The organism is Corynebacterium sp. MSK310 (assembly GCF_030227355.1).
GTDB classification, from domain to species: domain Bacteria; phylum Actinomycetota; class Actinomycetes; order Mycobacteriales; family Mycobacteriaceae; genus Corynebacterium; species Corynebacterium rhinophilum.
The window spans coordinates 40631-53306 of sequence record NZ_JASPFZ010000009.1 but is presented as its reverse complement, the minus strand read 5'-3'; the positions used below and the strand labels follow the sequence as shown (position 1 = coordinate 53306).

Below are 12676 nucleotides of genomic sequence, written 5' to 3'. Positions count from 1 at the left end.
CGATGCTTGGCTGGCAGGATGACCGCCCTCTGACCGAGGTACTGGATAAAAAAGACGCCACGAAGATCACCAAAGCGTTGGGATATAAGACCTGCGGGGAACTCTTAGCGCACTATCCGCGCGATTACATTCGCCATAATCAAGACGTGGGGCTTGGCGATGCCGCCGAGGGCGATATCGTCACCGTCACCGGAACCGTAACGGGAATAACAACCCGCGATACGGGCAAGACGACTATCATCAACGTCCAACTCGATGGCCATATCATCGCCACGTTCTTTAACGCCATGTACGTCTTGCGCATGCTCCACCGCGGGCAGCGGGTGATGATGAGCGGGAAATTAAAATACTTCCGTCAACAGCCCCAGCTACAGCAGCCGGATTTCGTAGAAATCGATGCCTTCGGGCGCCCAGACGGGGAACTCGCCGCCTACCGCGAACAGGCGCCAGCGACGGGAAAGAAAAAGCCGCAGAAGGCAACCGGATCCCTGCGCAACCTATCCCAATTCGGCCGACTCGATAAATTATTGCTCGAGAGGGAATGGATACCGGTATACCCCGCCACGGCAAAGATCACCTCGTGGTACCTCATGGGGGCCATCCACTACGTGCTCTCGCACACCCCAACCATCCGGGAACCTTTAGATCAGCAGATGATTATCAGCCTGGACCAAGCGGTGCGCGAAATCCATGAGCCCGGCGCGGCTGGCCCACAGCGCGCGATCCAGCGCCTCAAGTACAACGAGGCGCTCTCCATTGGCTTGGTCATGGCGCTGCGCCAACGCGATGCGCACGCGCACACGGCGCCGACGATGCCCGCTATTTTGGGCGGCTTCCGCGAAGAGTTATTGACCCACCTGCCCTTTGAGCTCACGCAAGGCCAGCGCAGGGTCATCACTGAGATCGACGATGACCTGTCTGGCTCCTTACCCATGATGCGCCTGTTGCAGGGCGAGGTGGGCTCGGGAAAAACGATGGTCGCCACCTGCGCCATGCTGCAGGCCATCGATGCCGGGAGCCAAGCGGCGCTGCTTGCTCCCACCGAGGTTTTGGCTTCCCAGCACGCGGCCTCTATTGGCACGTCGGTTCCAGAAGGTGTCAAGGTTGTGCTCTTAACCGGCTCCATGCGGACCGCCGAGAAGCGCCAGGCCCTCCTGGATATCGTCTCGGGTGAGGCGAATATCGTCATCGGCACGCATGCCATCATTCAAGAATCGGTTGAGTTCTTCGATTTGGGGTTGGTGATCGTGGACGAGCAGCACCGCTTTGGCGTCGAGCAACGCGATAGCCTGCGCTCTAAGACGCGCGAGGGGATAAGTCCCCACGTCTTGGTCATGACGGCAACCCCCATCCCGCGTACCATCGCCATGACGATTTTCGGTGATCTCGCGGTATCGACGCTCGCTGAGCTGCCCGGCGGGAGAAAGCCGATCCAGTCCGCAGTGGTGGCGGAATGGCGGCCCATATGGGTGGCGCGGGCGCTCGAGCGCATCCGCGAGGAAGTGGCGCATGGCCACCAGGCCTATATCGTCTGCCCGCGCATAGAAGGCGAGGGCGGCGTGCTTGAATTGGCAGAACAGCTTGCCGCCGGCCCGTTTAAGGGACTGCGGGTAGATATCTTGCACGGCAAGATGCCGAATAAGGATGAGGTGATGACCTCATTTGCCCGGGGTGAGATCGATATCTTGGTATCGACCACGGTCATCGAGGTGGGCGTCGATGTTCCCAACGCCACGGTCATGCTCATTCGAGAGGCAGAGAATTTCGGCGTGTCCCAGCTGCACCAATTGCGCGGGCGCGTAGGGCGCGGCGGGAACGCATCGATTTGTCTGATGCATACGAAAGCGGAAGATAATTCGGCCTCGTATCGGCGCATAACCCAGATTGCCCAGACTTCATCTGGGTTTGACCTTGCGGAATTAGACCTTCGGCAACGCCACGAGGGCGATATCCTGGGTGCGGTGCAATCTGGCACGCACCGGACGCTGCGGTTGCTCAACCTTGCAGATGACCAAGATATTGTCGAGCGCACTCACGTGGATGCGTATGCAATGGTCCAGCGCAATCCCCAGTTGGCCGAAGAGCTGACGCGCAATTTGAGCCAAAGTGAGCAGGAATACTTGGAGAAAAACTAAGAGGGGATAGGCTATAGGTATGAAAATCTACGCCCCCTTCGCGGGCATCGTTCGCTGCCATGTCGACGTAGGCGAGAGAATTAACACTGGTCAAGAGCTAGCTACCGTTGAGGCGACGAAGCTGGAATCGCCCGTCGTGTCCCCAGGCCCGGGGACGATTTCTCGCATAGCGGTGGCAGACTTTAGCGATGTTATTGGCGGGGACTTAATTATGGAGATTGGAGAGGCGTAAATGACGCGGATTATTGCAGGCGAAGCGCGGGGGCGGACTATCAAAGTTCCAGCGGAGGGAACGCGCCCGACCGCTGATCGCGCAAGGGAAGGCCTGTTTTCTTCGTTGAATGCCCGTTGGGGATTCCCAGGCTCCAAGGTGCTTGACCTATTCGCTGGATCCGGCGCCTTGGGGTTGGAAGCATTAAGCCGTGGGGCAGACGAGGCAGTGCTGGTGGAGTCCAACCCTGCGGCGGTGTCCATCATCAAGCACAACATAGGCGTGGTGAAGCATCCCGGTGCTCGCGTGGAGGAAAGGAAAGTATCTACGTACCTGGCCAGCGCCCCGCGCGGCTACTTCGACATGGTTTTAGCGGATCCGCCTTATGCGTTTGACGATGTCGCCGGGCTCATCGCCGCAATAGAGCCAGCGCTGACTGATAGCGCGATGGTGGTCATCGAACGCCACGTCGAATCGCCCGAGACCGACTGGCCAGAAGGGTTTGTGCCGACGGGGCAGAAATTAAAGAAGCGTACCTTCGGCATCGCGCGTATGGATATGGCAGTCTATACCCGTCCCGGTACCGACGATGCCGATGACACCTTAGATAACTAGAGAAAGCGATATTTTATGACCACAGCCGTGTGTCCCGGGTCTTTTGATCCCATCACTCTTGGCCACGTCAATATTTTTGAGCGCGCCAGCCAGATGTTTGATGAGGTTACGGTGCTTGTTACTGGCAACCCAGAAAAGCCTTCCGGGTTATTTAGCGTGCACGAGCGCATGGACCTCATCCGCCAGAGCGTGGATTCGCGCATTAACGTGGATTATTGGTCCGGCCTGCTCGTGGACTATACCTCGCAGCACGGCGTTGACGTTTTGGTCAAGGGACTGCGTTCTTCCTTGGACTATGAATACGAACTGCCGATGGCGCAGATGAACAGGCGCTTGTCCGGCATCGATACGGTCTTTTTGCTTACCGATGAAAAGTACGGCTACATCAGCTCTTCGCTGTGCAAGCAGGTCGCGCAATTCGGCGGTGAGGTCACCGGCATGCTTCCTGATCCGGTAGTACAAGCGGTGAAGGAAAAATACCGCCGATGATATTGGCGCTGATTATTTTTGCCGTCGTTGTCGCGGGATCCACCTTGCAACGCGTCTCCGGCATGGGGCTTGGCCTTATTGGTGGGCCAATTCTGATGCTGGTCATGGGCCCGGTAGAAGGCATCCTCGTGATCAACGTCTTGGCGGCGGTCAATGCTCTGCTTACTACGGTCACTGTCCGCCGCAATGTCAGCTGGAGAATGTTTGGGCTCATCGCGCCCGTCATGATTATCGGTTCTCTGGCGGCCGCAGCGTTGATTAGCAAGATCGATACCGCAGGGCTTTTGATAGTGGTGGGTGCAGCGCTTCTTATCGCCTTGGCGGTGGTGACCTACGGCGCTAGGTTCGTCCCACCGATGGAAGGCAAGGGCCCGGCCATTTCCGCGGGCATCCTTGGTGGTTTTACCAATACCCTGGCGGGAGTGGCAGGCCCGGTCATTACCGTCTACGCCCAGGCGGCCAAATGGCCGCAAGCCATGTATACGGCGACCTTGCAGCCGATTTTTGTGGTGGGTGGAATCTTTTCCGTTATCACCAAGACCGCGCTCGGTGCTGCGACATTCGATGGCCTGCCCTGGATCATTTGGCCCGCAGGCATTGCCGGCATGTTTATCGGCATCTGGCTGGGCTCGCGCATCGCGCATGTAGTCTCCAGGGATATTGCGCGAGCATTGTCGCTATCGGTAGCTAGCCTCGGCGCTCTCAGTGCGCTGATTCGTGGCGTCGTCACCTACGGTGCCTAGGGCGCGGCTGGCACCGCGCGAGGTTTACCTAAAGCAGTGAGGACAAGAACTCCTTGGTGCGCGGCTGCTGTGGATTCTCAAGCACTTCAGCCGGGGTACCGGATTCTAGGACTACGCCGCCATCCATGAAGAAGATTTTATCGGCAACCTCGCGCGCAAAACCCATCTCGTGGGTAACCACGAGCATGGTCATGCCCTGGGCCGCGAGATCCTTCATGACGCGAAGGACCTCGCCAACGAGCTCGGGATCGAGGGCGGAAGTGGGTTCATCGAAAAGCATGAGCTTGGGATCCATCGCCACGGCGCGGGCGATGGCAACGCGCTGCTGCTGGCCGCCGGATAACTGAACCGGGAAGTTATCGGCCTTGGAAGCAAGTCCCACCTCCTCTAAAAGCTCCATGGCACGCTTCCGCGCCTTATCCTCCGGCACCTTCTTGACCTGCATTGGTGCTTCAATGATGTTTTCAATCACCGTGCGGTGGGGAAAGAGGTTGAAAGATTGGAATACCATGCCGATATCGGAGCGCTGCTGTGCAGCTTGCTTCTCGCTGATTTCGTACAGGATTCCGTTCTTTTCGCGGTAGCCAATGAGCTCACCATCGACATAAAGGCGGCCCGCCGTGGCCTTATCCAGGTGGTTGACGCAGCGCAGGAAGGTTGATTTACCGGATCCGGAAGGGCCCAATAGGCAGGCAACCTCGCCGGGTTGGACCTCTAAGTCGATGCCCTTGAGCACCTCGAATTGGCCGAAGGATTTGTGCACATTCTGTGCGGAGATCATGGGAGTGTTCATTAGTTTTTACCCTCCTGGATTACGGAGACGTTGCGGGGGATAGTACCTTCGGCATCGGCAAGCGCGGCAAGTTGGCGCCCGGTGAGTTCGCGGGTGGCGCCGCGCTCGAAATGGCGCTCGAGGAAGTACTGGCCCACCATGAGCAGGGAAGTAATGACCAAGTACCACGAGGCAGCGACCATCAAGAGCGGAATGGGCTGGAAGAGGGCTGCGGAAATGTCCGTAGCGCGGCCGAAGATCTCGTGGGTATAGGGGATAGCTACCACCAGTGACGAAGTCTTGAGCAGGGAAATGAACTCATTGCCAGTCGGTGGGATGATAATGCGCATCGCCTGCGGCAATACGGTGCGCCGCATGGTCATCCACCAAGACATTCCGAGGGCCTTGGAGGCTTCCTTTTGGCCTTCTGGCACCGAGGAAATGCCCGAGCGCACGATTTCTGCCATATAGGCGGCCTCATTGAGACCCAAGCCCATGACTGCCAAGAAGAAGGCATTGGTCAACACGCTTTGCAGGGAGACCTCTGCAAAGCCCAAGTTGATGGATTGATAAATCGCAGATAGCAAGCCCCAGAAGACAAGCTGGACATAAATCGGGGTGCCGCGAAAAATCCACAGGAAGATCCAGGAAATGGCGCGCAGGATGGGATTGGGCGACATGCGCATCACGGCGAGGATGGCGCCGCCTACCACGCCAATGATCATGGACAAGATGGTGATCGCAATCGTGTGCAGGGAGGCGATAGCGATGCGCTGATCAAAGAGATACTGGAAGTACGTATCCCACCCGAAGGCCTCATTGCGCGCGGAGGCAATGACAAACCACAGACCAAGAATGAGCAGCACGACCGCGCAGAGCCACCGCCAGGGGTGGCGCAGTGGCCGGGCTTCGATCTTGGCGGGTGCCTCCTGCTGTGCCGTGGGGCCGGTTGCCTCTTTGTGCTCGTTAACCATTGATGGGCCTTTCATTAATCATCGCCTGGTCTACTAATCCATCTTCAATTCCCCAGCGGGCCAAGATCTCCGCGTACTCACCGGTATCGATAAGATGCTGGAGGGCAGCGGCTGAGGCCTTAGCCAAGTCCGAATCCTTCGGAACTGCGAACCCGTAAGGAGAGGCCTGGAACATATCGCCCACTGCGCGCATCTTTCCCTCGGAGCGATTGACCGCCCAAGCCGTTACCGGCGAGTCCGCGGATAAAGCATCGGCGCGGCCCATAAGGACGGCGAGGGCGGCGTTATCCCCGGTGTCATAGGACAAGACGGTGAGATCGCCATCGCAGGCTTCTTGCTTGGGGCGCACATCGTCGGTCTCGGACACGGTGGTGCGCTGCACGGCGACGGTCAAACCGCAAGGGTTTTGGGGATCGACCTTATTGGGGCCATCGACAAGCTCTGCCCACTGGATGCCCGCATAGAGGTGGTCTACGAAGTCGAATTCATCGCGGCGGTCGGCCGTATCCGTAAACCCAGAGGCACCCATGTCTATCTGTCCCGATTGCACAGCCGGCAAAATCATGGAGAAGTCTTGCTCAAGGGCCTGGAATTTCAGACCCAGCACCCCAGCTACGGCGCGGGCGAGGTCAAGCTCTACGCCCTGCAGATCGCCGTGGGAGTCCTTGAGCTGAAATGGGGCATAGGGCGGGTTTGTACCTGCCGTGAGCACACCGTCATCGTCGTGGTACATCGCGGCAATTTCGGGAACTTCGCTGGTCTGGGGTTCCTGCCAGCCCTCTGGAGTCGAATCCTCCTCGTTGACCACGCACGCGCTCAAGGGGAGTACGCACGCCATCACGGCGGCCGTTAGTGGTCGATGATTAATCGCCCAGGGCATTAATATTCCGCCGTCCTTTCCTCGATGGCTTGCGCGTTCCTGCGGTCTACATAGATGAAGATGGACACGATAATGGCACCGAGGATGAAGTATCCGATGATGGCGCCCGAAGAAGCGTCCTGGTCAGCACCCCACGGCCACAGGGCGCGCAGGGATCCCAGCATGAAGCCCGCCATGGCGGCCAGGGTGGGCGCGCGGTGGGTGCTCAGCAAATAGTTGAGCAATTTGATGAAGGCGGCGAGGCCACACAGGGCACCCAGCGCAAAGACGCCCATGGTGCTTAATTCACGGTCCGATACTGCGCCAATGATCGGCTGGTAGAGCCCCATAGTCAGCAAGATGAGCGAGCCGGAAATACCTGGCAGGATCAGCGCGCATACAGCAATTGCTGCGGCAAAGAAGACCACGATGAGGCTCGGGTCATCTTGCGGCTCGGAGGTAAAGCCCGTGACGATGAAAATCAGGACGGCAGCAGCGATAAACGCGATGATGGACGAGGGGGCGGTGCGCTCCGCCTTAGACAACATGGAAAGCGGAACGATGATGGAGATGACCACCATGCCTAAAAAGAGGGCGCTGGAGGCAGAGACGTTGTTGTCGACGAAGTTAGACAGGAGCGTGGAAAAGCCGAATACGGCGATTAGCATGCCGACGGCAACTGAGGCTAGAAAGGACCACTCGACCTTTTTAAAGTTGCCGGAGATGAGGTCATTGGCATTGCGGACGGCGCGCTCATAAATCCCCACGATGAGGGCGACGGTTCCGCCGGAGATGCCGGGAACCAGCTCGGCCATACCGATGAGGGCGCCACGAATGGCGTTCAAAATATAGTGCATAAATTAAAAATCTACCTGGGTACAAGACATGACTGCGTTTGACGGGCCACTCGGGGTGCCAAAAACTCTTTGCTCAAGACCGTACGGCGAGGTGTAGCACCGCCCGCGGTGGCTTAAGCCTGCATATCTTTCATTACTTTAACGGTTACCCACCTTATATGAGACGGGCTTGTGCTTAAAGTCTCGAGGTAAGAAGGCGTAATTTTGCAGCAGTTAGGCTTCTCGGGCGTTGTGTAAATATGCAATTCGCGGAAGGATATAAGCTGAATCGAGGCCGCTGTAGGGGACATAGGGAACTAGGCGGCATGACGAAACCCCGCTTCCTTCGTGGATATATTTCCGGAAAGAAGCGGGGTTGTACTGTGCCCCTGGTGAGACTCGAACTCACACTGGACGGGTTTTGAATCCGTTGCCTCTGCCAATTGGGCTACAGGGGCAATCAAAAGCGAGCGCCTTTGACTGTTGGAAATACTAGCGCAGGGGTTGGCGCAATTCCTAATTGGGGTCCCTTTCCGGTGAAAAGGCCTGCTCAAGACGGTGAGGTTGGGCGGGGTATCGCCGTGTCCATTGTGTTGCCTAATATGGGGCAGGTGACTTCCAATAAGACCCGCCTTTTGCTCATTGACGGCCATTCCATGGCATTTCGTGCCTTTTATGCCCTCCCGGTGGAAAACTTTTCTACCTCCGGTGGTCAGCACACCAATGCCGTGTATGGCTTTTTATCCATGCTGTCCAATATCGTCTCTGAGGAAAGGCCGGATGCTATCGCGGTTGCTTTTGACGTTGGCCGGAAGACTTTCCGCACGGAGATGTTCCCGGATTATAAGGCGCAGCGCGAGGCCGCGCCGGAAGAATTTAAGGGCCAAGTAGATATCATTCGCGATACCTTAGAGACCTTGGGTATTACGACGCTCTCGCGTGAAAATTACGAGGCCGACGATATTTTGGCAACCCTTGCCACCCAGGCACAGGGCTACGAGACGCTGATTGTCACCGGTGACCGGGATTATCTGCAGCTGGTTACGGATTCGACCACGGTGCTCTATCCCATGAAGGGCGTATCCACGCTGCACCGGTTTACCCCAGAAGCCGTCGAGGATAAATACGGGCTTACCCCCGCGCAGTATCCCGACTTTGCTGCTCTGCGCGGCGACCCTTCCGATAACCTCCCCGGCATTCCCAAGGTGGGAGAAAAGACCGCCACCAAGTGGATAGTCAAGTACGGAGACTTGGCTTCCTTGGTAGAGCACGCCGAAGAAATCAACGGCGTGGTGGGAAATAACTTCCGCGAACGCATCGAGCAGGTGCAGATGAACCGGAAGCTCACCCAGATGATTACAGACATGGACTTAGATGTTGGCCCTGATGATCTGGCCTTTAGGGGAGCCAAGGTTGCCGATGTCGCCGCGAAGTTCGATGAGCTGGAGTTTGGTACCAACCTGCGCGACCGTGTCTTATCCGCCATCCCCAACGATGGTGCAGAGGCTGCTGAGCAAGCTGCGGACACCCCAGACGTAGAGCTCACTATCGATGACGCCTCCTTGAGCGAGTGGCTACCTGGCCGCGAGCACGTAGCTGTGTATGTGCAGGGCGAGGGCATCCCAAGTCAGGGTGATGCTTCTGCCATCGCGTTTGTGGATCGCAACCATCATGGCCTGCAGGTGGAACTCGGAGAACTTTCCGCCGATGAGGAAAAGGCCTTGGTCCAGTGGCTAGAATCGTCGGCCCCTAAGTATTTCCACGCCGCAAAGGCCGCGTTCCACATGCTGGCAGGGCGCGGCATTGAGCTCAACGGGCTTGCGCACGATACGGCCTTGGCGGCGTATATCCTGCGCCCAGGCCAGCGCACCTACGAGCTTTCCGATGTCTACCAGCGCCACCTTCAAAAATCCCTCGGCGCCGCCTCGGAGCAGATGTCGCTGCTCGATAGCTCCTCCCTGGTAGATCAGGCGGCGGCAATCATGGAGCTGGCGGAAAAACTCACCGCGGAACTGCAGGACATCGACTCTTTCGAGCTCTATACCGACCTGGAATTGCCGCTGGTGACCATCCTGGCACGCATGGAGACTACGGGCATCGCGGTCGATGTCGATATTTTGGAAACCCAAAAGGATGCCTTCGTGGAGCAGGTGGCTGAACAAGAACGCTCCGCGCGCGAGCTTGCTGGCGATGACAAGCTCAATTTGAATTCGCCCAAGCAGCTGCAAAAGGTACTTTTTGAGACCTTCGATATGCCCAAGACGAAAAAGACAAAGACGGGCTATTCCACGGCCGCGAAGGAAATCGAGCAGCTGGCAATCAAGCACCCGCACCCGTTTTTGGATCACCTCCTGGCCCACCGCGAGTACCAAAAGATGAAGACCACGTTGGAGGGCCTTATTAAGACCGTCCAACCGGATGGGCGCATTCACACAACTTTTAACCAGACGGTGACCTCGACGGGACGTTTGTCCTCGACGGAGCCCAACCTGCAAAACATCCCGGTGCGCACGGAGGCCGGCCGACAAATTCGCTCGGCGTTTATCGTAGGCGAGGGATTTGAACAGCTAATGACCGCGGACTATTCGCAGATTGAAATGCGCGTTATGGCGCACCTTTCTGCAGATCCCGGGCTGATTGAGGCCTACAAGGCCGGCGAAGACCTGCACAATTTCGTCGGTTCTAGGGTCTTCGATGTGCCGGTCGATCAGGTGACTCCTGAGCTGCGCCGCCGCGTAAAGGCCATGTCTTATGGCTTGGTCTATGGCCTATCCGCATTTGGACTTTCGCAGCAGCTGGGAATCCCTGCTGGTGAAGCCAAGTCCATTATGGAAAGCTACTTCGAGCGCTTTGGCGGCGTGAAGAAATACCTGGATGATGTCGTGGAGCAAGCCCGCAAGGATGGTTATACGGCCACGCTCTTTGGTCGCCGCCGCTACCTGCCAGAGCTCAACTCCGATAACCGGCTGGCCCGCGAAAACGCGGAACGCGCTGCGCTCAATGCCCCAATCCAGGGAACGGCCGCAGATATCATTAAGGTCGCGATGATTCGCGTGGACCGCGCGTTGCGCGATATGAAATCCCGTGTATTGCTCCAGGTGCACGATGAATTGGTGGTGGAGGTCGCCCCCGGTGAGGCCGATCAAGTCCGCGAGATTCTTGAGCGCGAGATGGATTCTGCCATCGAGCTGAATGTGCCACTCGAGGTCTCTGCTGGTGCCGGCACGGATTGGGACGCCGCGGCCCACTAGTTCGATGATGATGCTTAACCGGCGTGAGCGCGCCCGCATGCGCTTGGCCGCCCAGGGGCTTACGGCCCTGCGCTGGCACACCGCCGCAGAGGCAGTCCGCGCCTTTGGCGTCATGCAGGGCCAGGACCTGCATTCGGTGCGCCGGTCCTTGGCACTGCGTGCACCGAATGAATCGGATAACTCCGAGATCGTGCGCGGCTATGCGATGCGCAATACGTTGTTCGCCGCCTCCGTCAAGGATATGGGCTGGATAACCGAGCTATGTGCGAAGCCTCGCAAGGGAGACGCCGCGGTACGGGAAGCCGTGCTGCAGCTTATCGATGCCCCATTAACGCGCGCAGAATTGAAATCACGCGCCGCCCAAGCCTTGCCCGAGTTGCCTTTCTGGCACGTAGTACGTATCGGCATGGAAAGCGGGCATGCGTGTTATGCGGGCGAAGAACAGCTCATTACTCCGGTCGAGCTAGACGGCTTGGAGGCCCTTTTTAACGGCGACTCGGTGGCCGCCACGACGGAATTGATGACGCGCTATTTTCGCACCCATGGGCCGGCGACTGTGCAGGACTTTGCGTGGTGGTGCAAGCTGCCCCAAAGACTTATTCGTCCCGCAGCGGAGAAGTTGCCTGATGACCTTATCCGGATAGGAAGGGAAGGCGAGGAGCTGGTCTCTGCAGAGGTCCTAGAGCTACCAGAGGTGAAAAAGAAGAAATCGGTGCTGCTTTTAGGCGCCTTTGATGAGTATATCCTGGGCTACCAAGATCGGCTTTTTGCCATGTCAGTGGATATGCACCACGCTCTCGTTCCCGGAAACCAGGGCATTTTTCGTCGCGCCATCGTTATCGACGGCCAAGTGCGCGGCATGTGGAATAAACAGGGGATTGAGGACTGGGGAATTCCTGCCTATGCGGCACGCCACGTGGAACGCCAGTGGAAAGAGTGCTGAGAAGTGCGTGAAGGAGAATAGGATTTTAAAGTAATTTCATGGAGTTTCTCGGAAAACGTATTAGGTGGAAGTCTCGCCCCTTCGTCTTGCGCTTTTTTGAGTCTATGTGGGCAGCCATGGTCCCATACCCGGCGGGACAGATTGCTGAGAGCGGCTTAAAAGAAGCGGTAAGCAGCGATACATTTTACTTCATTTACTATGCGGTCATGGTTTTGGGCTTTTTCCTTTCTGCTGGTAACGCCGCCAGGGAAGGCGAGAACCCGTGGTGCTACCGGGGACAGGCGGCCGGTGTAATGACCGTGGTCTCCGTGATTGCAGTGGCCTTCCCGTATTCGTGGGTATTCGCGTCCATTACTATTGCTGCCTTGGCGTATTACTTTTGGCCGCGCATCGCGGTGGAATCCTCCTGAGGTCGCTTTTCCACTAGGCAGCCAGCCAAGAGGTCAAAGGGAGTTTGGCCGATGGCTAAAACCGAAAGGCCTAAAAGTGCAACGACTATACCGTCGATGTTCCAACCAGTAAGCGTCAGGGGCGTAAGCAGCAGCCACGAATTGCGCAGGCACGCGGTGACAAACGGCGAGCGGGCCGGGATGATTTCGAGCTGCATCGACCATTTGCCCAGGGACGTAGACTTCTTCGTTTCCACCCACACGCGGTAGGTATAAAAGACCACGGCGAGAGCGACCGCCTCGTAGATCTCTTCGGGGCGGCCGGATAAGGGGGTACTGGCAAGAGCATTAATCAGCCACCGCACCACGGTGACGATGGCGGCCACGAGAAAGGCGTCGATCCACCAAGCCACGGCGCGGCGCAGGAAAATTCCCAGTCTTTCGGCAATCATGTTCTCT

At 57.6% G+C, this 12676-nt stretch carries 13 protein-coding genes and 1 tRNA gene; 8 read left to right on the top strand and 6 right to left on the bottom strand.

What is annotated here, in order from left to right; translation table 11 throughout:
- Positions 1-2 precede the first annotated feature (2 nt).
- The 5 genes from QP891_RS07840 to QP891_RS07820 are packed head-to-tail and all read left to right on the top strand — an operon-like array spanning position 3 to position 4193.
- The gene (locus tag QP891_RS07840) at positions 3-2135 is read left to right on the top strand and encodes an ATP-dependent DNA helicase RecG (protein WP_284770515.1); all 2133 of its coding nucleotides are present in this window, start codon (positions 3-5) and stop codon (positions 2133-2135) included.
- Positions 2136-2154: 19 nt separating this feature from the next.
- Complete coding sequence (locus QP891_RS07835) at positions 2155-2367, top strand: acyl-CoA carboxylase biotin carboxyl carrier protein subunit (RefSeq protein ID WP_284770514.1); 213 nt, start codon at positions 2155-2157, stop codon at positions 2365-2367.
- Positions 2368-2961 (top strand): 16S rRNA (guanine(966)-N(2))-methyltransferase RsmD, encoded by a 594-nt coding sequence (gene rsmD, locus QP891_RS07830; protein ID WP_284770513.1) that lies wholly within the window; start codon positions 2368-2370, stop codon positions 2959-2961.
- Positions 2962-2976: 15 nt separating this feature from the next.
- Complete coding sequence (gene coaD / locus QP891_RS07825) at positions 2977-3450, top strand: pantetheine-phosphate adenylyltransferase (protein WP_005280301.1); 474 nt, start codon at positions 2977-2979, stop codon at positions 3448-3450.
- Positions 3447-4193 (top strand): sulfite exporter TauE/SafE family protein, encoded by a 747-nt coding sequence (locus QP891_RS07820; protein ID WP_284770512.1) that lies wholly within the window; start codon positions 3447-3449, stop codon positions 4191-4193. The genes coaD and QP891_RS07820 overlap by 4 nt, the downstream gene beginning before the upstream one ends.
- A gap of 28 nt (positions 4194-4221) precedes the next feature.
- On the opposite strand, the gene QP891_RS07815 is transcribed toward QP891_RS07820, so the two are convergent.
- The 5 genes from QP891_RS07815 to QP891_RS07795 all read right to left on the bottom strand — a co-directional run bounded on the left by QP891_RS07815 (position 4222) and on the right by QP891_RS07795 (position 8092).
- Complete coding sequence (locus tag QP891_RS07815; RefSeq protein ID WP_284770511.1) at positions 4222-4986, bottom strand: amino acid ABC transporter ATP-binding protein; 765 nt, start codon at positions 4984-4986, stop codon at positions 4222-4224.
- Positions 4986-5939, bottom strand: a complete 954-nt coding sequence (locus QP891_RS07810) for an amino acid ABC transporter permease (protein ID WP_284636736.1) — start codon at positions 5937-5939, stop codon at positions 4986-4988. Before QP891_RS07810 ends, QP891_RS07815 begins: the two co-directional genes overlap by 1 nt.
- The gene (locus tag QP891_RS07805) at positions 5932-6819 is read right to left on the bottom strand and encodes an ABC transporter substrate-binding protein (protein WP_284770510.1); all 888 of its coding nucleotides are present in this window, start codon (positions 6817-6819) and stop codon (positions 5932-5934) included. The genes QP891_RS07810 and QP891_RS07805 overlap by 8 nt, the downstream gene beginning before the upstream one ends.
- Positions 6819-7655 carry a DUF368 domain-containing protein gene (locus tag QP891_RS07800; RefSeq protein ID WP_284770509.1) on the bottom strand — a complete coding sequence of 279 codons (837 nt, stop codon included), beginning with the start codon at positions 7653-7655 and terminating at the stop codon, positions 6819-6821. Before QP891_RS07800 ends, QP891_RS07805 begins: the two co-directional genes overlap by 1 nt.
- 363 nt (positions 7656-8018) lie before the next feature.
- Positions 8019-8092, bottom strand: a tRNA-Leu gene (locus tag QP891_RS07795).
- A gap of 144 nt (positions 8093-8236) precedes the next feature.
- Between QP891_RS07795 and polA the strand changes: the two genes are divergently transcribed.
- From polA to QP891_RS07780, 3 genes are read left to right on the top strand one after another with little or no spacing between them, the layout of a single operon-like run.
- Entirely contained in the window at positions 8237-10885 is a 2649-nt protein-coding gene (polA, locus tag QP891_RS07790) for a DNA polymerase I (RefSeq protein ID WP_284770556.1), read from the top strand.
- A gap of 4 nt (positions 10886-10889) precedes the next feature.
- Positions 10890-11828, top strand: a complete 939-nt coding sequence (locus QP891_RS07785) for a DNA glycosylase AlkZ-like family protein (protein ID WP_284770508.1) — start codon at positions 10890-10892, stop codon at positions 11826-11828.
- Positions 11829-11866: 38 nt separating this feature from the next.
- Positions 11867-12238, top strand: a complete 372-nt coding sequence (locus tag QP891_RS07780) for a hypothetical protein (RefSeq protein ID WP_284770507.1) — start codon at positions 11867-11869, stop codon at positions 12236-12238.
- Here QP891_RS07780 and QP891_RS07775 read toward each other — a convergent pair.
- Positions 12202-12669 carry an RDD family protein gene (locus tag QP891_RS07775; protein WP_284770506.1) on the bottom strand — a complete coding sequence of 156 codons (468 nt, stop codon included), beginning with the start codon at positions 12667-12669 and terminating at the stop codon, positions 12202-12204. The two genes, QP891_RS07780 and QP891_RS07775, sit on opposite strands and share 37 nt — an antisense overlap.
- Positions 12670-12676: the final 7 nt, after the last annotated feature.